General features: G+C 67.2%; 16 protein-coding genes and 1 pseudogene. 6 read left to right on the top strand and 11 right to left on the bottom strand.

Translation table 11 applies throughout. From position 1 onward, the window contains the following. Positions 1–89: 89 nt before the first annotated feature. The 4 genes from A7E77_RS10265 to A7E77_RS10250 form a co-directional block, all read right to left on the bottom strand. The gene (locus A7E77_RS10265) at positions 90–893 is read right to left on the bottom strand and encodes a transglutaminase family protein (protein WP_063687769.1); all 804 of its coding nucleotides are present in this window, start codon (positions 891–893) and stop codon (positions 90–92) included. After that, positions 893–1828 (bottom strand): alpha-E domain-containing protein, encoded by a 936-nt coding sequence (locus A7E77_RS10260; RefSeq protein WP_063689872.1) that lies wholly within the window; start codon positions 1826–1828, stop codon positions 893–895. Before A7E77_RS10260 ends, A7E77_RS10265 begins: the two co-directional genes overlap by 1 nt. 190 nt (positions 1829–2018) lie before the next feature. Continuing rightward, positions 2019–3518, bottom strand: a complete 1500-nt coding sequence (locus A7E77_RS10255; protein WP_063687767.1) for a circularly permuted type 2 ATP-grasp protein — start codon at positions 3516–3518, stop codon at positions 2019–2021. A gap of 252 nt (positions 3519–3770) precedes the next feature. Further along, positions 3771–5798 carry a protein-disulfide reductase DsbD family protein gene (locus A7E77_RS10250; protein WP_063687765.1) on the bottom strand — a complete coding sequence of 676 codons (2028 nt, stop codon included), beginning with the start codon at positions 5796–5798 and terminating at the stop codon, positions 3771–3773. A 61-nt stretch (positions 5799–5859) separates the two neighbouring features. Between A7E77_RS10250 and A7E77_RS10245 the strand changes: the two genes are divergently transcribed. Both A7E77_RS10245 and A7E77_RS10240 read left to right on the top strand, forming a co-directional pair. Then, positions 5860–7557, top strand: a complete 1698-nt coding sequence (locus A7E77_RS10245) for an alkaline phosphatase family protein (RefSeq protein ID WP_063687763.1) — start codon at positions 5860–5862, stop codon at positions 7555–7557. Then, a pseudogene (locus A7E77_RS10240) lies at positions 7554–8843 on the top strand (exo-alpha-sialidase). Before A7E77_RS10245 ends, A7E77_RS10240 begins: the two are co-directional and overlap by 4 nt. Before the next feature lie 115 nt (positions 8844–8958). Here A7E77_RS10240 and A7E77_RS10235 read toward each other — a convergent pair. Continuing rightward, on the bottom strand, positions 8959–9885 hold the full coding sequence (locus A7E77_RS10235; protein ID WP_063687761.1) for a right-handed parallel beta-helix repeat-containing protein: 927 nt from the start codon (positions 9883–9885) through the stop codon (positions 8959–8961). A 202-nt stretch (positions 9886–10087) separates the two neighbouring features. Between A7E77_RS10235 and A7E77_RS10230 the strand changes: the two genes are divergently transcribed. Next, positions 10088–11296 (top strand): cation:proton antiporter, encoded by a 1209-nt coding sequence (locus A7E77_RS10230; protein WP_017977669.1) that lies wholly within the window; start codon positions 10088–10090, stop codon positions 11294–11296. A gap of 105 nt (positions 11297–11401) precedes the next feature. Here A7E77_RS10230 and A7E77_RS10225 read toward each other — a convergent pair whose 3' ends face one another. From A7E77_RS10225 to A7E77_RS10205, 5 genes are all read right to left on the bottom strand, one after another. After that, positions 11402–12277, bottom strand: coding sequence for a cupin-like domain-containing protein (locus A7E77_RS10225; RefSeq protein ID WP_221204569.1), 876 nt, complete (start codon positions 12275–12277; stop codon positions 11402–11404). Positions 12278–12615: 338 nt separating this feature from the next. Beyond that, complete coding sequence (metH, locus tag A7E77_RS10220; RefSeq protein ID WP_264176991.1) at positions 12616–15303, bottom strand: methionine synthase; 2688 nt, start codon at positions 15301–15303, stop codon at positions 12616–12618. 140 nt (positions 15304–15443) lie between these two features. Further along, positions 15444–16490 (bottom strand): homocysteine S-methyltransferase family protein, encoded by a 1047-nt coding sequence (locus A7E77_RS10215; RefSeq protein ID WP_063687704.1) that lies wholly within the window; start codon positions 16488–16490, stop codon positions 15444–15446. A 173-nt stretch (positions 16491–16663) separates the two neighbouring features. Next, entirely contained in the window at positions 16664–17605 is a 942-nt protein-coding gene (metF, locus tag A7E77_RS10210; protein ID WP_017977665.1) for a methylenetetrahydrofolate reductase [NAD(P)H], read from the bottom strand. Beyond that, the gene (locus tag A7E77_RS10205; RefSeq protein WP_063687702.1) at positions 17602–18555 is read right to left on the bottom strand and encodes a metalloregulator ArsR/SmtB family transcription factor; all 954 of its coding nucleotides are present in this window, start codon (positions 18553–18555) and stop codon (positions 17602–17604) included. Before A7E77_RS10205 ends, metF begins: the two co-directional genes overlap by 4 nt. Positions 18556–18661: 106 nt before the next feature. Here A7E77_RS10205 and A7E77_RS10200 point away from each other — a divergent pair, with 106 nt between their 5' ends. The 3 genes from A7E77_RS10200 (at position 18662) to A7E77_RS10190 (ending at position 20414) form a co-directional block, all read left to right on the top strand. Next, complete coding sequence (locus A7E77_RS10200) at positions 18662–19033, top strand: hypothetical protein (protein WP_017977663.1); 372 nt, start codon at positions 18662–18664, stop codon at positions 19031–19033. A 194-nt stretch (positions 19034–19227) separates the two neighbouring features. After that, positions 19228–19467, top strand: a complete 240-nt coding sequence (locus A7E77_RS10195) for a hypothetical protein (protein ID WP_063687700.1) — start codon at positions 19228–19230, stop codon at positions 19465–19467. Beyond that, positions 19464–20414 carry an aldo/keto reductase gene (locus tag A7E77_RS10190; RefSeq protein WP_063687698.1) on the top strand — a complete coding sequence of 317 codons (951 nt, stop codon included), beginning with the start codon at positions 19464–19466 and terminating at the stop codon, positions 20412–20414. The genes A7E77_RS10195 and A7E77_RS10190 overlap by 4 nt, the downstream gene beginning before the upstream one ends. Before the next feature lie 161 nt (positions 20415–20575). Here A7E77_RS10190 and A7E77_RS10185 read toward each other — a convergent pair whose 3' ends face one another. Beyond that, the gene (locus tag A7E77_RS10185) at positions 20576–22015 is read right to left on the bottom strand and encodes a hypothetical protein (RefSeq protein ID WP_063687696.1); all 1440 of its coding nucleotides are present in this window, start codon (positions 22013–22015) and stop codon (positions 20576–20578) included. Positions 22016–22137: the final 122 nt, after the last annotated feature.

The raw sequence follows: 22137 nt of genomic DNA, 5'->3' as shown, positions 1-22137 counted from the left end.
GGGAATCCAGACGCACTACTGTCTCGGCTCAAGCCCCACCGTCGGAGAGCATATATCGCGCCCGCACGAGAATAACCGCACGCACGCAGCTATTGCGCCGCCGACACCTTCACCGCGACATCCAGCTCTTCCTCGCCCTCGCCCAGCCGCGATCCCGCCACCGGCGCCGCGCCTGCCGCATCCAGTGCCGCGGCGACGCGGACGCTTTCCTCCTGTGGCGATCGCCCCGTGCAGGGATCGAACCCGACCCAGCCGAGCCCGGGCACATGCGCCTCCGCCCAGCCATGCGGCGTCGGGCGCAGCGATCCTTCGACGATGCTATATCCCGACACATAGCGCGCCGGAATGTCGAGGCTGCGCGCCGCCACCGCGAACATCTGCGCCAGATCACGCGATGTCGCCGCCCCGCGCGTGAACGCCACCGCCGCGCTCAGCCCCGCCTCCGGCCGCCGCCGGTCGAGCGCAAAGCGGCCATGGAACGCATGGTTCAGCCGGTGCAACCGCGCGATCACGCCATCCGCGCCCGCCACCGCCTCGCGCGCATAAGCGGCGATCGCGGGGTCGCGCGGCGTCGCATCGGTCGCGCGCAGGAACACCGCGGGCGGCAGCACCTCGTTGACGCCGCGCACCACGCCATCCGAATGGCTGGTCAGCACCTCGCCGCGCACCGCGATCTCGATGTCGAGCAGCGGCCCCTCGACGTACAGCATGGTGACGGCATTGCCGAAGCCATCGCGTCCGCGCCGCATCGTCGCGTCGTGATCCACGTCGATCCGCCAGCGCGCCACCGTCTGGTCGTGGCTGTTTTCGGGCGTCATGCGCAGCATCTGGACGAGCCGGCTCTGCGGTTCGCTGAAGCGATAAACGGTGCGGTGATCGATCGAAAGGCGCATCAGCCGAACCGGAACTGGCGGCCGATCGCCTCGTGCAATTGGCCGTTTTCACGAATGAAGGCTTGCAGATATTGGTGCAGCCCGCTGGCGATCACCTCGCCCGACCGCGTCCGCCCCAGCCGCGCGGCGCGCATCCGCGCCATCCGGTCCGCCTCGCCATGCGCGCCGGTGCGCTCGGCGAGCAGCCCGAGCAGATCGACCGTCGTCTCGGCGGAGGCGAGCAGGCTGCGCGGCAGGTCGCGGTTGGCGATCAGCAGGTCGATGACGTTCGCCGGCGTCAGCCCGTCCGAATACAGCCAGCGATAGGCGGTCACCGCCGACACCGTCTGCAGGATCGTCGTCCACTGGTCGCGATCGACGACGCCGCCCACCGCCTCGCCCTCAGGCAGCAGGATATGATATTTGACGTCGAGCAGCCGCGCGGTGTTGTCGGCCCGCTCCACCGCCTGCCCCAGCCGGATGAACCAGTGCGACTGGTTGCGCAGCATCTGATGTACTGCGCCTTCGAAGCCGCGCGTCTCGTTCTTCACCGCCTCGACCAGGCTCAGCGTCTGGACGGTGTCGCCGACCTGGTTGCGGTTTTCGAACACCAGCCAGGCGCGATTGATCGCGGTCCATGCCTCGCGGCTCAGCGCGGTGCGCACCGCCTTGGCATTGTCGCGCGCGCGGTCGAGGCAGCGGATCACCGATCCCGGATGGCTGGTATCGAGCGTCAGAAAGCGCACGACCTCGGTCTGCCGCAGCGCCGCCCCGCTGGCCGCGAACGCCTCTTCGGTTTCGGTGACCGCGAGCGCCGACGACCAGGCGATCTCCCCCGCCGGCCGCGACGACATGACGTCGAGCCGCACGGTCGCCTCGATCAACCGCGCGATGAAATCGGCCCGCTCGAGATAGCGACCGAGCCAGTAGAGCGACGCACCGGTGCGGGAGAGCATCATGCGAAACGCTCCCCGGAAAGTGTGGCACGCACCCCACGCCCCACCCACTCCGTCACCCCGGACTCGTTCCGGGGTCCACCGAGCCGCGGGGGCAGCGCCCGAACCTCCAGCCATCCCCCTCGCCGCGGAGTGGACCCCGGAACAAGTCCGGGGTGACGGAGGGTTCGTGGGTAATGGTGCGACACGCTCACGCCACGCCCCCCTGGCTCTGTGTCATCCCACCCATCGTTTGCGTCTGTCCCTGCCGCGGCGCTTCCTCCGCCATCAACACGAAGCTGTCCTTCGTCCCCCCGCCCTGGCTCGAATTGACGACCAGCGACCCCTCCTTCAGCGCCACACGCGTCAGGCCACCCGGCACCACCTGCACCCCGCACGATCCGGTCAATACGAAGGGGCGGAAATCGACATGCCGCGGCGCGACGCCCGCATCGGTCAGCGTCGGCACGGTCGACAGCGCCAGCGTCGGCTGCGCGATATAGCGGTGCGGCTCGGCGACCAGCGCGGTGCGGAACGCCTCGATCTCGGCCTTGCTCGCCGTCGGGCCGACCAGCATGCCATAGCCGCCCGACCCGTCGACCAGCTTCACCACCACCTCGTCCAAATGATCGAGCACATAGGACAAGGCCTCGGGCTCGCGGCAGCGCCACGTCTCGACATTGGGCAGCTTCGCCTCGCCGCCCGAATAGAAGCGGACGATCTCGGGCATGTAACTGTAGATCGCCTTGTCGTCGGCGATGCCGTTGCCCGGCGCGTTGATGATCGCGACATTGCCCGCGGCATAGGCCGCGATCAGCCCCGGCACGCCCAGCATCGAATCGGGGCGGAAGACCAAAGGATCGAGGAAGTCGTCGTCGATCCGGCGATAGATCACGTCGACCTGCACGCGGCCCGCGATCGTGCGCATCCACACGCGATCGTCGTCGACGACCAGATCGGCCGCCTCGACGAGTTCGATGCCCATCGAATCGGCGAGGAAGCTGTGTTCGTAATAGGCCGAATTGTAATGACCCGGCGTCAGCACGACGCAGACCGGCTGGCTGCCGCGCCCCGGCGGCGCGACCGACTTCATCGTCTGGAGCAGGCGATCGGGATAGCTGTCGACCGGCTCGACGCGATATTCGCGGAACAGCTCGGGGCACAGCCGCACCATCGCCTCGCGGTTTTCGAGCATGTAGCTCACCCCCGATGGCGTGCGCGCATTGTCCTCCAGCACGAAGAACTGGTCGGGCCCGGTGCGCACCAGGTCGATGCCGCAGATATGCGCCCAGATGCCGTGCGGCGGGCGCATGCCGGCGATCTCAGGCCGGAACTGCGGATTGCCGAGGATCAGGTCGGCGGGCAGCACGCCCTCTTTCAGGATGCGGCGCTCACCATAGATGTCGTCGAGGAAGGCGTTGATCGCCTCGACGCGCTGCACCAGCCCCTCGGACAGGCGCGCCCATTCGTCGTGGAGGAAGACGCGCGGCACGATATCGAACGGGATGATCCGTTCGCGCGTATCGGTGTCGCCATAAACCGCAAAGGTGATGCCCAATTGGCGAAAGGTATTTTCGGCGGCCTGTTGCCGACGGCGCAGATCGTCATCCGGGGTATCGGCGAGCCACGTGCCCAAGGCTGCCAGTTCGGGCCGCGGCGGCGTATCGCCGTGCTGCCCCATGATCTCGTCGAACGCCGGTCGTTTCCCCATCGGAACGATAAAGCCCCCCTGCCAGCTTCGGTTCCATGCTGCGAGGAATCGCTGCGCCGCACAAGAGGGGAATATTCAACCAGTTCCACCCAGGCGCCCCCCCCCCAAGTCCTCCCCCGCCAGGGGGAGGTGGCAGCGAAGCTGACGGAGGGGGAGGACGGCGGCGCACGTCGTTTGCAAGGGGATCGCTTACCTCCCCCTCCGTCACCGCTGCGCGGCGCCACCTCCCCCTGGCGGGGGAGGACTTAGGGGTTATTTCAGCTCCGCCAGCATCCCCGGCGTCAGCACCTGCGGTAACACGCGCGGCTCGGCCGCTCCCGGCGCATAATATAGATACAGCGGCACGCCCGCGCGGTTGTGCGCCTGGATGAACCGCCCCAGTGCCGGATCGCCATCCGTCCAGTCGCCCACAAGCACCGCGACATTGTTGCGCTCGAACGCCGCGCGCGTCGCGTTCGTGTCGATCGACGAGGCTTCGTTGACCTTGCACGACAGGCACCAGTCCGCGGTGAAATAGGCGAAGACCGGCCGCCCCTGCTTGCGCAGGCTCGCCAGCCGTTCCTCACTAAACGCATCGCCACCGGTATGCGCGGGCTTGGTCGCGCCGCCGGTCAGCGCCGCGGCCAGCCCCGCCGGCACCACCAGCGCCGCCAGCGCCAGCGCCCAGCCGAAGCCATCGCCGCGCCGCTGCCGCGTACCGCCCAGGCTCAGGATCACGCCGGTCGCGACCAGCGTTGCGAGGCCCAGCGCCAACCCCATCGTCCCCGCCTGCCGCCACGCCAGCCACAGCAGCGCGAGCACCGTCAGCGCCATCGGCACGGCGAGCACACGGCGGAACCGCTCCATCCACAGCCCCGGCTTGGGCAACCGCCGCCGCAGCGCCGGCACGAAACCGATGGCAAGGAACGGCAGCGCCAGCCCCAGCCCCAGCCCCGCGAACACCGCCAGCGCCGCCGGCCACGGCAGCACCAAGGCCGCGCCCAGTGCCGCGCCCATGAACGGGCCGCTGCACGGCGTCGCGACGAAGGCAGCGAGCGCGCCGGTCGCGATCGATCCCGCCGCCCCGCCATGGCTCGCGAAGGCGGGCACGGGCACCTCGAACCGCCCGGCGAGGTTCAGCGTGATCGCAAAGGTCAGCGCGATCAGCAGCACGACGATGCGCGGGTCCTGCAACTGGAACGCCCAGCCGACCGCCGATCCACCCGCGCGCAGCGCCAGGATCAGCGCCCCCAGTCCGACGCACATCAGCACCGTGCCCAGCATATAGCCCAAGGCATCGATCCGCGCCGCACGCTCGTCCGATCCGCCGCGCGCCAGATGCAGCGCCTTCAGGCTCAGAATCGGGAAGACGCACGGCATCACGTTCAGGATCAGCCCGCCCAGCACCGCGCCGGCAAAGGCGAGCAGCGCCGCCATCCAGCCACTACGATCGTCGGGCGACGCCACCACGCCGGGCTTGGCGGTTACGCTCAGCCCCAGATCACGGCCGATGCGCAGCACGCCCGCAATGTCGCCCTTCGGCGCGCCCTCGGTGGTCAGCAGCAACCGATCGCCGTCGCGCGTCACGCTCTGCGGCGCGGCATATTTCACCATGTCAGGGCCATAGGGGAAGAAGGCGACGTCAGAGACTTTGGCCGCGGCGGGCAGCGGCACCGCCATCACCAGCTTGCCGTCCTTCACCTGATAGGTCGCGGCGGCATCCAGCGGCTTGGGGATCGCCGCACGCCAGCGGTCGAAGTCGGCGCCATGCGACGGTGCGCCATCCCCGATCGTGAGGTCCAGGCTCAGCGCCTGCGCCTCGGGCACGCAGATCGTGTCGGTGCAGACGAGATAGTTGATCGCCAGCCGCACCGGCAGCTTGGTGCCCTTGGCCAGCCCCGCCGGCACTCGCAGCGTCGCGAGCGGCGCATAGGGCGCCTCGTACACGTAATTCATCAGCCCCGCGACGACGAGCGTCGAGGGCACCGGCCATTGCAGGTCGAGCGCGGCGGTCACGCCCTTGGGCAGCGTCCATTGCAGCGCGGGCGCGAACCCCGCATCGCCCGGATTGCGCCAATAGCCGTGCCAGCCCTTTTCAGGCTGCGTCGCGATCGCGATCGTCAGCGCCTGCCCAGCCCGCGGGCTGTCGCTCTCCGGCACCAGCTGCATGGCCAGGTGCGGCGCACCGCCCGCGGGGGCGAGGTCCGCCGTCGCCGGCACCGCCCACAGGCTCGCCAGAATCGTCATCAGCGCGCAACACAGTGCGCGCATCGCCACCACCGCCGTTCGCGGCTTGCCCATTCTTGCCCGATCCATCGCCGCCCGTCATAGCGGCGGCGGTTTCGTAACACGAGTACCCTCGATGAAAGCGCTGATCGCCGCCGCCCTGTTCGCCACCGCCGCCGCGCCGGCGATCGCCCAAACCGCGCCCGCGCCGGGCTTTCGCCCCGAACCGAGCCCCGCGCCCCGCATCCCGACATCCACCCCGGCTCCCGGCGCGACCAGCACCGCGCTAAAGACGCCGCCAAAGCTGATCGTCGCCATCTCGGTCGATCAATTCTCCGCCGACCTGTTCCAGCAATATCGCAACCACTTCACCGAAGGCTTTGCGCGCCTGCTGACCGGCGTCGTCTTCCCGTCGGGCTATCAGAGCCATGCCGCGACCGAGACGTGCCCCGGCCATTCGACGATCCTCACCGGCATGCGCCCGGCGCACACCGGCATCGTCGCCAACAACTGGGTCGAGCAAAACATCGCCCGCGCCGACAAGATCGTCTATTGCACCGAGGACGAAACCGTCCCCGGCACCGACCACGAACATTATGTCGTTAGCGACAAGCATCTGAAGGTGCCGACGCTGGGCGAGATGATGAAGGCCGCCGATCCGCGCACTCGCGTCGTCTCGGTCGCGGGCAAGGATCGCGCCGCGGTGATGATGGGCGGCCACAAGGTCGACGAACTCTGGTGGTGGGACGGCAAGACCTATTCCAGCTACGCTGGACGGCCCGTGCCCCGCGCCGTCCAGCGCGGCCGCGACGCTGTGGCGGCGCTGGTCGCCAAGCCCCAGGAACCGCTGCCGCTGCCCTCTTATTGCGAGGCACTCGACCGGCCGATCACGGTGGCGGGCAAGGTCTACGGCCAGGGCCGCTTCGCGCGCGCGGCGGGTGACCTCAAAGGCTTCCGCGTCTCGCCCGCCAGCGATGCCGCAGTGTTCGCGATCGCCGCGGGGCTGATCCAGGACATGGGCCTCGGCAAGGGGCCGCAGACCGACATCATCGATATCGGCGCGTCGGCGACCGACTATATCGGCCATGCGCTCGGCACGCAGGGCACCGAAATGTGCATCCAGATGGACCAGCTCGATCACACCTTGGGCAGTTTCCTCAACACGCTCGACAGCTGGGGCATCGATTACGAGGTCGTGCTGACCGCCGATCACGGCGCGCACGACATGACCGAACGCCAGCAGCAGCATGCGATGCCGATGGAGGAGCATGTCTCCGGCGACGCCTCGATCAAGGTGGTGAATGCCGCGCTGATGCGCGAGTTCGGCCTCACCGTCCCTGCGCTGGTCGGCGCGGAGGGCGACGTCTATCTCGGCAAGGACCTGCCCGCCGCGCTGCGCCCGCGCGTGCTGGCAGAGGCGCAGAAGCGCTTCGCCGCCATGCCGCAGGTCGCCGGCGCCTTCACCCGCGCACAGATCGCCGCCACGCCCTTCGCCACCACGCCGCCTGAAAACTGGACGCTGCTGGAACGCGCGCGCGCCTCGTTCAACCCGGACGTGTCGGGCGACCTGCTCGTCCTGCTCAAACCGCGCGTGACGACGATCGAGGAGCCGAAGGAAGGCTATATCGAAACGCATGGGTCTCCCTGGGATTACGACCGCCGCGTGCCGATCCTGTTCTGGCGCAAGGGCATCGCCGGCTTCGAACAGCCGCTGTCGGTGGAAACGGTCGACATCGCGCCCACGCTCGCGGCGACGATCCATCTGCCGGTAAAGGGCCTCGACGGCCGCTGCCTGGACCTCGACCCCGGCACCGGCGATACCTGCGCACGATGACGACCCCGCGTTTGCCCCTCCACTCGCCCGAAATCCTCCGTCACCCCGGACTTGTTCCGGGGTCCACCCAGCCGCGGGGGCAGCGTCCGAGCCTCCAGCCATTCCCCTCGCCCCACACCCCTCGTCACCCCGGACTCGGTCCGGGGTCCACCCAGCCGCGGGGGCAGCGTCCGAGCCTCCAGCCATCCCCCTCACCGCAGAGTGGACCCCGGACCAAGTCCGGGGTGACGAAGTGGGTTGGATGGCTGGCGCTCGTCATCACAGCCGCCGCTACGCCTGCACTGGCGCAGTCCCCCATCCTGCAATCGCAGTTCATCGACCCCGCCCCGCCCTACCCACAGGCGCACGCCTCGACGATCGTCGAGCTCCCCGACGGCCAGCTCGCCGCCGCCTGGTTCGGCGGCAGCGGCGAAAGCCGGCCGGACGTGAAGATCTGGTTCGCCCGCCACAGCGCCAAGGGCTGGGACAAACCCGTCGCGGTCGCCGATGGCCGCGGCGCGGATGGCAAGCTCTACCCCACGTGGAACCCGGTGCTGTTCCAGCCCGCGGGCCATCCGCTCCATCTGTTCTAGAAGGTCGGCCCCAACCCCCGCGACTGGTGGGGCATGGTCATCACCTCCACCGACGGCGGCCGCCACTGGAGCCAGCCGACGCGCCTGCCCGATGGCATCCTGGGCCCGATCAAGAACAAGATGTTCGTGACGCGCGACGGCAGCTGGCTCGCGCCATCCAGCCGCGAAGTCGGCACGCCCGAAAAGAACCGCTGGTTCCTCAAGATGGAACGCTCCACCGATCGCGGCAAGACGTGGCAGGCGGAGGCGGAAATCCCCTCGCCGATGAATATCGAGGCGATCCAGCCGAGCGTGCTGAGCTTCCGCGACGGCCGCCTCGAACTGATCGCCCGCACCCGGCAGGGCGCGCTGGCGATGAGCTGGTCGAAAGACGACGGCAAGAGCTGGTCGCCGCTCGCCGCAATCGACCTGCCCAATCCCAATGCCGGCACCGATGCGGTGACGCTGCAGGATGGGCGCCAGCTCATCATCTACAACCACGCCGCGCACCGCCCCGACACGCCGGGCGACGGCCCGCGCTGGCCGCTCAACATCGGCCTGTCCGCCGATGGCGTCGACTGGCACAAGGCGCTGACGCTGGAATCGAAGCCGATGCCCGATGGCTACGCCTATCCCGCGGTCATCCAGACCCGCGACGGCCTGGTCCACATCACCTACACCTGGAACCGCACGCGCATCCGCTACGTCGTGGTGGACCCCAAGCAGCTGCAATAGCGCCCACCCGCCGTTCGGCCTGGGCCTGTCGAAGGGCACCTTTCCACACGGGCGACGGTGCGCGGGGATACCCGCCCTTCGACAGGCTCAGGGCGAACGGGAGGGGCTTCCTCCCTCACCGCGTCTCGAACATCCGAATCCCCGGCCCCAGCCGGTTCGCCCCCACCGCCAGTCGCTCGTGGCTCAGGTCCGCGACGAACGCCGGGTTGGTCGGCGCCCCCGGTGCCAGCCGCGCGTCATTGCCCTCGATGCGCAGCCCGGCGGACGGATAGGTCTTGGCCTCCGCCGCGACGACGATCAGGCCGCTGTGATTCTCCTTGGCGCGGCCCTGCACGAAGGTGTTGCGCGTGATCAGCCCCCGCGCGCCCTCCGGCAGGTCGATCATGTAATTGGTCTTCTGCCCCGCCGTGTCGTCGAAGCTGTTGTCGCTGATCGTCACATTGGGCACGCGCAGCTTGACGTAATGCCCGCCGCGCCCGCGCTCGAACCGCGAATTGGTGATCGTCACCTGCCCGCGATTGGCGAGGTAGATGCTGTGCGCGCAATCGGGCGTCTCGTCGCACTGGCCGAGGCCGGAAAAGGTCGCATGGTCGATCCGGATGCGCTGCCCGGTCGGCTCGCCGCCCAAGATGCCTTCCTGGCTGTCGAGGAACATGGAGTTGGTAACCGTCAGGTCGCCCATTTCGGTGCGGATCCCTGCGCCATTGCCGTCCGGCACGCGATAGCCGCGGAACACGAGGCCATCGACCGTCGATCCCTGTCCGCGCAGCACCAGCCCGGCCTTGTCCTCGCACGCGGTCTTTTCGAAGATCGCGGTGCCCGGCTGCGCGGCGCGGAAGGTGATGCGCCCGCCCTGCTGCACCGCGCATTGCCGGTATACGCCGGGCGCGATGCGGATCGTTCCCGTCCCCATGCGGATCGACGACACCGCCTCCTGCAGATCGGTGAAACCCTGCCCCGTCTCGACGACGGTGAACGGCGCCTGCTGCTGGGCAAAGGCGGGGCTGGCGACGAGGGCGAGCGCGATCAGGGTACGGGTCATGGCCGCAATCCTGCCGCCCGCCCGCGCGCCGCGCCAGCGCCAATCGCGGTTAATGGATCGCCCCGTTCTTTCATGGGGTTAGCGGACACAGAACGTGTCCCAGCGCGGGTCAGAAAAAGCATTGCGGACGCGGATGGGAGGGGGCAACAAACATGCCGCAGCGCGTCGGGGGGACACGCCGCACCGGGGATATTGTCCAATCATGCACGCGATGTCGGCGACCGAGGTGTTCCTCCTCGCCATCCTGATCATCTTCACCCTGCCCTATGCCGTGTGGCGGCTGGGGCGGACCGATTATTGGGCGCCGCTGGTCGTCGTGCAGATCATCGGCGGCATCCTGCTCGGGCCAGGCATCCTCGGCGCGATCTTCCCCGATTATTACGCCTTCGTCTTCGCGCCCGCGACGATGGGGGCGCTGAACGGCATCGCCTGGTGGTCGGTGATGCTGTTCGTCTGGGTGGCGGGCCTGGAGCTCGACGTCGGCGAGGCGTGGCGGCGGCGGCGCGAAACGGGCGTCACCGCCGGCCTCGCCTTGGGCGTGCCGCTAATCGCGGGCAGCCTCGCCGCGCTCGTCATCCTGCGCTATCCCGGCTGGCGCGGGCCGAGCGGTGCGAACTGGCAGGTGGTGCTCGGCATCGGCATGGCCTGCGCCGTCACCGCGCTCCCCATCCTCGTGCTGCTGATGGAAAAGCTCGCCATCCTGCGCGCGCCACTGGGCCAGCGCGTGCTGCGCTACGCCAGCCTCGACGATATCGCGATCTGGGGCGTGCTCGCGCTGATCCTGCTCGACTGGGAGCGCGTCGGGCGGCAGGCGGGCTTCCTGATCGGCTTCGCCGTCGCGACCTGGGCGGTCCGCAAGCTGCTGCGAGCGCTGCCGGAAAACGATCGCTGGTACGTCGGTCTGATCTGGCTCGCCCTTTGCGCCTTCGCCGCCGACTGGGCCGGCCTGCACTTCATGGTCGGCGCGTTTCTGGCCGGCGCGGTGCTCGACGCGCATTGGTTCGGCGAGGCGCGAATGGACCGGTTCCGCGGCACGATCCTGCTCGCGGTGATGCCCGTCTATTTCCTGTCGACCGGCCTCAAGACGCAATGGGGCATGGGCGGCGCATCGGTGTTCGCGGTCGCCGCGCTGCTGCTCGCCGCGTCGGTGGGCGGCAAGCTCGCCGGCATTCACCTGGCGGGCCGCATCCTCAAATGGCCGAAGGGCGATGCCAGCGCGATCGGCTGGCTGCTCCAGACCAAGGCGCTGATCATGATCATCTTCGTCAACATCCTGTTGGACAAGAAGATCATCACCAGCGAAACCTTCACCGCGCTGCTGCTGATGGCGGTCGCCAGCACGATGCTGACCATCCCCGTCGTCGCCCCGCAACTCCGCCGTAATCCCGGCCTCGCAAAACGCGGATTCTAGCGCCCCCGTCATCCCGGCCCTGAGCCGGGATCCCGCTTCTGCTCGGGCAAACGAAAGCGGGACCCCGGATCACGTCCGGGGTGACGGAAGAATTGTTGGCGTCCCTCACCGGTTCGGCGGGAAATCCCGGAACGCGTCGTTGGGCCAGATGAAATTGTGATAGGTCAGCATGGCGCTGAACGACAGCGCCTCGACCTGGTGCCACCAGCCCACCGGCATGAACAGCGCATCGCCGGGGTGGATATCGACATGATAGCAGCGCGCCGAGAGCACCTCGGGATATTGCGCCACCTTGTCGTCGCTCATGATGTCGTGGACGTCGCTGAACACGAAGTCATTGTTGGCGAGCTTCGACGTCTCGTCGGGCGGCAGCAGGAACAGGCGCTTGGTGCCCATCAGCTGCACCAGCAGATTGTTGTTGAGGTCGTGATGCAGCGGCGTGAACGTGCCCTTCGGCCCGATCCAGATGCTGCCGATCCGTTCGTCCAGGAACGGCACCGGCCCGAAATCGCCCATCAGCGGCTGTAGCGCCACCGTATTGGCGACGTTGTTATAGGCGGTGATATAGGCGTCGTTGCCGGTGTCGGCGCTCGTCACCATGTCGATATAGGCGTCGAACGGCATGGTCCGCGTATGGCGCGTCTTGGCGATCTCGAAATCGGGGGCGCTGTTGCGGCCACCCTGATAGGTGATCTCCGCCGACCCCACCTTGCGCGCCAGCTTCTTGGTCGTCCACTGGCGCACCGCCGGCCATTTCGCCGCCAGCCCTTCGATCACCACCGGAATGCCCGGCGCGTAGAACAGGTCGAGGAACGTCTCCGCCGACACCGGCCCGCGGATGCGCGGCACCGCGGTCAGCACCGGGCTCAGCGCCTGCTGGCGCTGGCGCGTCCGCACCCGCCACGCATCGCGCTCCGCGGCGACCGAGGCGAAGCCCGGCAGCGCGACACTGCCCGGCACGGGTGGAAGCTGGAGGCACATATGGCAACGTCCCTTGGCGTATACGGGCACGCCCTGCGGCACGCCCTTCCTCGCCGCTGCCTATCGGGAAGTGGTTAACAATCCGGTAGCCATAGGCAACCGCAATTCCTCCCCCGCCAGGGCGCATCGGGATGAACGGCCCCCGGCCGTTCAAGATCATGCCGGGGGCATGATCGACCCGATGCGGTGGCGCCGCCGAAGGCGGTGACGGAGGGGGCGGACAGGCACGTCTCCGATAATCGGGCGCGCCCTTGCCTCCCCCTCCGTCATGCCTACGGCATGCCACCTCCCCCTGGCGGGGGAGGAATTAACATACCGCACTCGCCGCCGACCTCGCCTCAATCCAAATTCGGCCGCAGCCAGCGCGTCGCCTGCTCCACCGACACGCCGCGCCGCGTGGCGTAATCCGCCACCTGATCCTCGCCGATCCGCGCCACGCCGAAATATTCCGCCTGCGCATGGCCGAAGTAGAAGCCGCTCACCGCCGCGGTCGGCAGCATCGCGAAGCTGTCGGTCAGCTCCAGCCCGGCATTGCCCTGCGCGTCGAGCATCTCGAACAGCGTCACCTTCAGCGAATGTTCGGGGCACGCCGGATAGCCCGGTGCCGGCCGGATGCCGCGATACTGTTCGCGGACCAGCGCCTCGTTGGTCAGCTGCTCGCCCGGCGCATAGCCCCACAAGTCGGTGCGGACATGCGCGTGCAGCCGCTCCGCGAACGCCTCGGCCAGACGATCCGCCAGCGCTTTGAGCAGGATGTCGTTGTAATCGTCGTTGTCCGCCTTGAACCGCGCCAGATGCGGCTCGATGCCGTGGATGCCGACCGCAAAGCCGCCCATCCAGTCGCCCGCCGGATCGATGAAATCGGCGAGGCACATGTTGGCGCGGCCCTCACGCTTGGCGATCTGCTGGCGCAGGAACGGCAGCCGCACGCTTGCTTCCTGCGTGCGGTCGAGGTTCGGGATCTGGAAGCCTTCGGGAATGGCCGCGCCATCGGGGCTGCGATGCGCCTCGCGATGCTGCGTATAGACCCACACGTCGTCGTCATGACGATGGCACGCCCACAGCCCCGCGACGCCGCGCGCGGTCAGCCACTTCTCCGCGACGATCCGGTCGAGCATCGCCTGCGCATCGGCATACAGGCTGCTCGCGCTCTCGCCGACCACCTCGTCGGTCAGGATCGCCGGGAAGTTGCCGGCAAGCTCCCACGCGCGGAAGAACGGCGTCCAGTCGATATACGCCCGCAGGTCGGCGAGGTCCCAGTCGTCGAACACATGCACGCCCGGCTGCGCCGCCGCCGGCGCCTTCAACGCCATGTCGACGCTGAGCCCCCGCGCCCGCGCCTCGGACAGCGGCAGCAGGTCGTTCTGCCCCTTGTTGGCGCGCGCGATCCGCACCTTCTCATAATCCTCGGCAACGCCGGCGACATAGGCATCGCGCTGCGTATCGCTGACCAGCGTCGTCGCGACGCCGACCGCGCGGCTGGCGTCGAGCACATGGACGATCGGCCCGTCATAGGCCGGCGAGATGCGCAGCGCGGTATGCACCTTCGACGTCGTCGCGCCGCCGATCAGCAGCGGCATCGACATGCCGGCGCGCTTCATCTCTTCGGCCACCGTCACCATTTCGTCGAGCGACGGCGTGATGAGGCCGCTGAGGCCGATCATATCGGCGTCATTCTCGTTCGCCGCCTCGAGGATCTTCGACCACGGCACCATCACGCCCAGGTCGACCACCTCGAAGCCGTTGCACTGGAGCACGACGCCGACGATGTTCTTGCCGATATCGTGGACGTCGCCCTTCACGGTCGCGAGCACGATCTTGCCCTTGCCCTTGGCGCCGGGCTCCTTCGCCGCCTCGATGAAGGGCAGCAGGTGCGCCACCGCCTTCTTCATCACGCGCGCGGACTTCACCACCTGCGGCAGGAACATCTTGCCCGATCCGAACAGGTCGCCGACGACGTTCATCCCGTCCATCAGCGGGCCTTCGATCACCTCGATGGGGCGCGCGAACGCCTGGCGGCATTCCTCGGTATCGTCGACGACATGCGCGTCGATGCCCTTCACCAGCGCATATTCCAGCCGCTTGACGACCGGCAGGCTGCGCCATTCCGCCGCCGCCTTCTCCGCCACCGCATCGGTGCCGCGGAATCGCTCGGCCAGCGCGACCAGCCGGTCGCCCGCCTCGGGATCGCGGTTGAGGATGACGTCCTCGCACGCGGTGCGCAGTTCGGGATCGATCGTGTCGTACACGTCGAGCTGCCCGGCGTTGACGATGCCCATGTCCATGCCCGCGGGGATCGCGTGGTACAGGAACACCGAATGCATCGCGCGGCGCACCGGCTCGTTACCGCGGAAGCTGAACGACAGGTTGGAGAGCCCGCCCGAGATATGGACGTGCGGGCAGCGCGCCTTGATTGCCTTGCACGCCTCGATGAAGTCGACGCCGTAATTGTTATGCTCCTCGATCCCAGTCGCCACCGCGAAGATGTTGGGATCGAAGATGATGTCTTCGGGCGGGAAACCGATGCCCATCAACAGGTCATAGGCGCGCGCGCAGATCTCAACCTTGCGGTCTTTGGTGTCCGCCTGGCCCACCTCGTCGAACGCCATCACGACCACCGCGGCGCCATAGGCCATGCAGCGCTTGGCATAGTGAAGGAACGACGCCTCGCCCTCCTTCATGCTGATCGAATTGACGATCGGCTTGCCGCTGACGCACTTCAGCCCCGCCTCGATCACGCTCCATTTGGAGCTGTCGATCATGATCGGCACGCGCGCGATATCGGGTTCGGCGGCGATCAGCTTCAGGAAGGTCGTCATGGCATGCTCGGCGTCGAGCAGGCCTTCGTCCATGTTGACGTCGACCACCTGCGCGCCATTTTCGACCTGCTGGCGCGCAACCTCGACCGCGCGCGTATAGTCGCCCGCCATAATCATCTTCTTGAACGCCGCCGATCCGGTGACGTTGGTGCGCTCGCCGATATTGACGAACTGGGCAGAGGAATTGGTCATCGTCTTTTCTTCCAATCCTCCCCGCTCGCGGGGAGGGGGACCGCTCGGCGAAGCCGAGGGGTGGAGGGGGCTCTCCACCAGCGATATCGTGTGTGGAGAACCCCCTCCACCATACTGCGCATGGTCCCCCTCCCCGCAGGCGGGGAGGATTGGGATCACGCTGCCATCGTAAACGGCTCCAGGCCCGCCAGCCGCGTCCGCACCGGCGGCGTCGGGATCGTGCGCGGCGCAACGCCGCGCGCCATGTCCGCGATCGCCTTGATATGCGCCGGCGTCGATCCACAGCAGCCGCCCAGCACGTTGACCTGCCCCGCGCTCGCCCATTCGCCGACCAGCCCCGCGGTCGTCGACGGCGCCTCGTCATACGCGCCCAGCTCGTTGGGCAAGCCCGCATTGGGATAGACCATGATCAACGTGTCGCACGTCTCGCTCAGCGTCTTCACGTGCGGTCGCAGCTGCTCCGCGCCGAACGAACAGTTCAGCCCGATCGTCACGGGCTTGGCATGCCGCACCGCATGCCAGAACGCCTCGACCGTATGGCCCGACAGGTTGCGCCCCGACAAATCGGTCAGCGTCATCGACAGCATCAGCGGCAGGTCGCGCCCCAGCGCCTCGGCCGCGTCCAGCGTCGCCATGATCCCCGCCTTGGCGTTCAACGTGTCGAACACCGTCTCGATCAGGATGAAGTCCGCGCCGCCCTCGACCAGCGCATCGATCTGCTCGCGATACACCTCCTTCAGGTAATCGAAGTCGATCTCGCGATAGCCGGGATCGTTGACGTCGGGGCTCAGCGACAGCGTCTTGTTGGTCGGCCCAATCGCGCCGGCAACGAAGCGCGGGCGGCCATCCTTCGCCTGGAATTCGTCGGCGATGCGACGGGCGAGCTTCGCGCTCTCGACGTTGATCTCGCGCACCAGATGCTCGGCGCCATAATCGGCCTGGCTGATCCGGTTCGCCGAGAAGGTGTTCGTCTCCGCGATATCCGCTCCCGCCTCGAAATAGGCGCGATGGATCGCCTCCGGCACCTCGGGCTTGGTCAGCGCCAGGATGTCATTGTTGCCCTTCTGGTCGTGGGACAGCCCCAAAGTGCCGGCATAATCGGCCTCCGAAAGCTTCCAGTTCTGGATTTCGGTGCCGAACGCCCCATCGGTGATCAGGATGCGCTTGGCGGCTTCGCCCAGGAAGGTGTCGCGTATGGTCATCAAAGTCCGTCCTAAAACTAGTCCTCCCCCGCCAGGAGGAGGTGGCGCCGCGAAGCGGTGACGGAGGGGGCGGTAAGCGGGAGACCCGTCATCCAGTCCGCCGCTTGCCGCCCCCTCCACCATTCGGCTGGCGCCGAATGGTCTCCCTCCCCCTGCCGGGGGAGGACTTTCCTTCACGCCGCCGCCGCGTCCTGCATCGGCTTCGCCCGCACGCCCAGCAGGTGGCAGATCGCGAACGACAGCTCCGCCTTGTTGAGCGTGTAGAAGTGCAGCGACTTGCAGCCACCCGCGTACAATTTGCGGCTCAGCTCCGCCGCCAGCGTCGCTGCCACCAGCTGCCGCGCGGCGGGATGATCCTCCAGCCCGTCGAACAGCCGCGCCAGCCACGCCGGCACCTCGGTGCCGCACATCTTGCTCATGCGCACGACGCTGGCGAAGTTGGTGACCGGCATGATCCCCGGCACGATCTCCGCGGTGATCCCGGCGGCGGCCACCTTGTCGCGATAGCGGAAGAAGGTTTCGGGCTCGTGGAAGAATTGCGTGATCGCGCGCGTCGCACCCGCATCGATCTTGGCCTTCAGATTGTCCAGATCCGCCGCGACGCTCACCGAATCCGGATGGCATTCGGGATAGGCCGCCACCGAAATCTCGAACGGATGCAGCCGCTTCAGCCCCGCGACCAGCGCGGCGGCATTCTCATAGCCGCCCGGATGGCTCTCGAACTTCGCGCCCGCCGCGGGCGGATCGCCGCGCAGCGCGACGATGTGGCGCACGCCCGCCGCCCAATAATCCTCGGCGACCTGATCGATCTCCGCCCTGGTCGCCTCGACGCAGGTCAAATGCGCCGCCGCCGCCAGGCTCGTCTCGCGCTGGATGCGCGCGACGGTGGCGTGCGTGCGCTCGCGCGTCGAGCCGCCCGCGCCATAGGTGACGGACACGAAGCTGGGGCCGAGCGGCTCCAGCGTGCGCACCGCTTCCCACAATTGCTCGTCCATCTTCTCCGTCTTGGGCGGGAAGAATTCGAACGACACGTCCAGATGGCCGCCCACGTCCGCGTACAGCGGTGCCTTCAGCGCGATCTGCGCCTCTTCCAGCTGGTTCACCGAAATCGTCATGCCGCTCTTACCTCACGCAGGCTGGCGCCGGACTTGCGCCCCAGCCATAAAGTCACCGTCAATTCGCCGCCGCCCAGCGTCTCCGTCCGGGCGAGGGCGAGCCCCGCATTGCCGAACCAGCCCGCGATCTGATCGTCCGCAAAGCCCAGCCGCGTATGCGCGTTGCGCGTGCGCAGCTCCTCGCGGTCGTGCGGCGCGAAATCGACGATCAGCAGCCGCCCGCCCGGCCCCAGCACGCGCGCCGCCTCGGCGATCGCCGCGCCCGGTTGCTGCGCGAAATGGAGCACGTGGTGCAGGATCGCGACATCCGCCGCGCCATCCGCCATCGGCAGCGCATACAGGTCCGCCTGGCGCAATTCGGTGTTGGGCCGGTCGTGCAGCTTCGCCCGCGCCAGCCGCAGCATCTCCGACGACCGGTCGATGCCCAGCGCGCTGTCCGCCTGGTCGCCGAACAGCTCCAGCATCCGCCCTGTGCCCGTACCGATATCGATCAGGCTGCCGAGCGGCCCGGTGCCCAGCACCGCCGCCATCGCCGCCTCGACCTCGCTCTCGGCGACGTGGAGCGATCGGATCGCGTCCCATTCGCCGGCATGCCCCTCGAACCACGCCGCTGCGCTCGACGCGCGATCGGCGCGCACCGCGGCCAGGCGCGCGGCATCCGCCACCGCCCAATGATCGGGCTCATATTGCGTCCAGGCGTCGATCGCGCCCGCGACCGGCTGCGTCGCCGCCGCCTCGCCCAGCGCCACGAAGACCCAGCTGCCCTCCTTGCGCCGTTCGGCAAGGCCCGCATCGCACAGGATTTTCACGTGCCGGCTGACCCGCGGCTGGCTCTGCCCCAGCACCTGTGCCAGTTCGCCCACCGACAGCTCCATCGTGCGCAGCAGAGAGAAGATGCGCAGCCGCGTCGCGTCGGCAAGGGCACGGAAGATGTCGAGTGCATGGGCCATGATCGCATCAACATATAAAGATATCTTTATATGCGGTCAACGCGGACCGAAACGGTCGCAAAGGCGTTTGCGGCGGGTTAGACGTTTTCCCTGGGAGACCCGATTCATGAAGCGCCTGCTGATCCTCGCCGCCCCGCTCGCCCTTGGCGTCGCCGCCTGCAGCCAGAATGCGCAGGACCAGACCGCCGAAGCCGGCAATGCGATCGCCGCTGACGCCGCCGCGACCACGCGCAACGCGGTCAGCGATGTCGACGCCGCCACCGACGAAGCCTTCGGCTCGGCCGAACGCCACCTCGATAACGCGGGCAACGCGATCGATCGCGCCGCCGACCGTGCCGACGCACGCGCTGATCGTGCTGGCGAAAACATCGACCGCGGGCTCGACCGCGCCGGCCGGTCGATCAGCAACGCCGCCGATCGCGCCGCTGACGCCACCGGCAACACACTGGAACGCGCCGGCCGCGCGCTGAAGGACTAAGGCGAAGCGCCAAGCGTGTCAGTCCTCCCCCGCCAGGGGGAGGTGGCGCCGCGGAGCGGTGACGGAGGGGGCGGTAAGCGAAACATTGGTTGGCGTTTCCTCCTCCTCCGTCATGCCTTTGGCATGCCACCTCCCCCTGGCGGGGGAGGAATGAATATCAACCGCATCAACACACCGGGGGAATTGAGCGCCACATGTCGAACCGGATCGCCACTGCGCTCATCCCCCTGTTGCTCTCCGCATCGCTCGCCGCCTGTTCGGGCGGCAGCGACGATCCCCGCACGGTGACGCCCGATGAAGCCGCGCAACTGAACGACGCCGCCGCGATGCTCGACGCCAACAGCATCGATCTCGACGCGGTCAGCGACGACGCCGCGAACGACACCCAGCCCGCCGCCAACCCGCCCGCCGCCAACCAAATGGACGCCTCATGACCCAGCAGCGCCGCCTCGGCTCCACCGACCTCCGCATTGCGCCGCTGGTGCTCGGCGGCAATGTCTTCGGCTGGACCGCCGACCGGGACGCCAGCTTCGCCGTCCTCGACGCCTTCGTCGCGGGCGGCGGCACGATGATCGACACCGCCGACGTCTATTCGGCCTGGATCGACGGCCACAAAGGCGGCGAATCGGAAAGCATGATCGGCGACTGGCTGCGCCACAGCGGCAAGCGCGACGACGTGCTGATCGCAACCAAGGTCGGCATGATGCCCGGCGAAGGCGGCGAAAAGCTCGCCCCCGCCCGCATCGTCGCCGCCGCCGAAGCCTCGCTCAAGCGCCTCGGCACCGACCGCATCGACCTCTATTACGCGCACCAGGACGACGACACAGTCCCGCAGGAGGCGGTGCTCGAAGCCTTCGGCACGCTGATCGACGCCGGCAAGGTCCGCGTCCTCGGTGCCTCCAACTTCCACGCCGCGCGCCTCAAGTCGGCGGTCGACCTCGCCAAGGCCAGCGACCTGCCCCGCTACCACGTGCTCCAGCCCGAATATAACCTCGTCAGCCGCCACAAATTCGAAGGCGAGTTGCAGGATTACTGCGTCACCGAAAACATCGGCGTCCTCCCCTATTACGGCCTCGCCTCCGGCTTCCTCACCGGCAAGTACCGCACCAAGGACGACCTCACCCAAAGCGTCCGCGGCGGCCGCATGGGCGAATTGCTGGAGGGCAAAGGCGCCGCCGTCCTAGCCGCAATGGACCAGGTGGCCGACGAAACCGGCGCCACCCACGCCCAGATCGCGCTGGCGTGGCTGATCGCGCAAGAAGGCGTAACGGCCCCCATCGCCAGCGCGACCAGCGTGAAGCAGCTGGAGGATTTGCTGCCGGCGATGGAGCTGGACCTGAGCAAGGAGCAGCTGGAACGACTGACCGACGCGGGGGCGTAACCTCGCCCACCGCGGCGCCTTTCAATGCCCCCCCTAAAGTGTGCCGCTTTTGTTTGTTCCGACCCGGACCGTTGTCTCGCGACGACGAATATACCTTGCGACGCAATATGTCGGGTTCGCCCGAACCCGCGGTGTATCATGAGCAATACTATTGCGTCAGGTCATGGCTGGTTCGCAACCGACGTCATAACCGCGATGCGATCCTTTGCGACTGTGACCGTGGTTGGCCGATCGACATGAAGTGTTAGGCCTTCGGTGGATAAGTTGAGGCTGTCGAGCGAGTGGGTTCCGGGCGTCAAAGCGTCCAGCGTCGGGAGCTTCACCTGCGGATTGAGGGAAATGGTGTACGTCGTGACGAGCGGCTCTCCAGGTTTCGATGGCGCTCTCTCAGACATCACGGAGTAGCCCTTAAGCGCAAGCTTTATACCCGGCTGCTCAACCTGAAAGTTATTGACATCCAGAAATGCCATGGCCGACTTTCCGACGGCTATCATCTGCTTCGTGCTGCTAAACTCCTGACCATCCGCCAATCGACTACGGGGAATCGATATAGAAAGAACGAGATGACGCGAGCCTAAACGCATGAAATCTGCCGGACTCTCCAATGTTTTCGGCGCCGCGGCCAATGCCGCTTTCATGTCGAGCAAAATCTGTCCGGCGCCATAAGTCGTCTGCGCTGTCTGAGCGAGGCGCGTTCTTTCGTCACCGTCTGTGAAGCCCACGGTCTTTTCGAGCAGCATATCGAGCGGCTCCCCGCTTTGAACGCGTGCTTTCCAGTCCGTTGAGCCGAGTCGATCGAGTAGCAGGGCGATTGCTCCACCAACGTCATAAGCGCGCGTGCGAAACCAGTTACCGCTGTACGACCCCTTCGCATTGGCGAACAAGTTGCGACGCAAACCGGTCGCCAGCTGAGTAGCGACGCTACCATCTTTTCCGGTCAGCACAATGGCGGCAGCTTTGAAGCCCACGTACTGGGCCGTTCCTTCTAGGCGTTCGAAGTACCGTTCTTTGCCGACGATTGCTTCTCCCAACGTGGTCTCCCGGATTCGCCTGAGGGCCACATACTGTCGTGACAGCTCCGTCCGCTTCGCAGCCGTTTGCGCAAGGATAGCATCAGCCAGCACGCGCCTTTCCAGTTCAGCGGCTGCGGTAAAGCTGGCCCGATCCGTGATCTCTGTCAGATCAACATAGTCCCCTCCGTATCGCCGATCTTTCTTGTCGAAAGCGTCGTGCTGGAAGTCATGGAACTGTTCATGGAACAGCGTCTCGACAGCTAGTGGCCAATCGTTCTTGACCGTCATCATCATCATATTCGGTGTGCCCGCGGGATAGTCGAACACGAAGTCCGAATCCGCTCCCGGCAGCTTGCCGGCGCGATAGGTCACATTGCGTGGTTGCCCATCGGCGCCGACCAAAACGGCGCCGGAGGACGGGTCGTAGAGGATGAAGCCCTGATTTTCAGGCCAATACCCAGGCCATATCCGCGAAAGCTCCCCGGAATGATCGAGTATGAGGCTGGCCTTGCTACGTAAATCAGCTGGCGGATTGCGAACATCGCTCTGAAAAGCCATGATAAACGGCACCATCAGAGTTGCCGCCATCCATCCGTACCGGTTCCGAGCCCGCATGTTTCCCCCGATGTGGCGTGGGGATACAATTTATCATGACGACCTAATCGGTCAACACAAGAATACGATCCTTTCAGAAATCATACCGCCGATAA

Source organism: Sphingomonas sp. NIC1, from assembly GCF_001638925.1.
GTDB lineage: Bacteria > Pseudomonadota > Alphaproteobacteria > Sphingomonadales > Sphingomonadaceae > Sphingomonas > Sphingomonas aquatilis.
Note: the sequence above shows the minus strand (reverse complement) of the source record. Positions and strands in the feature narration are given on the sequence as shown.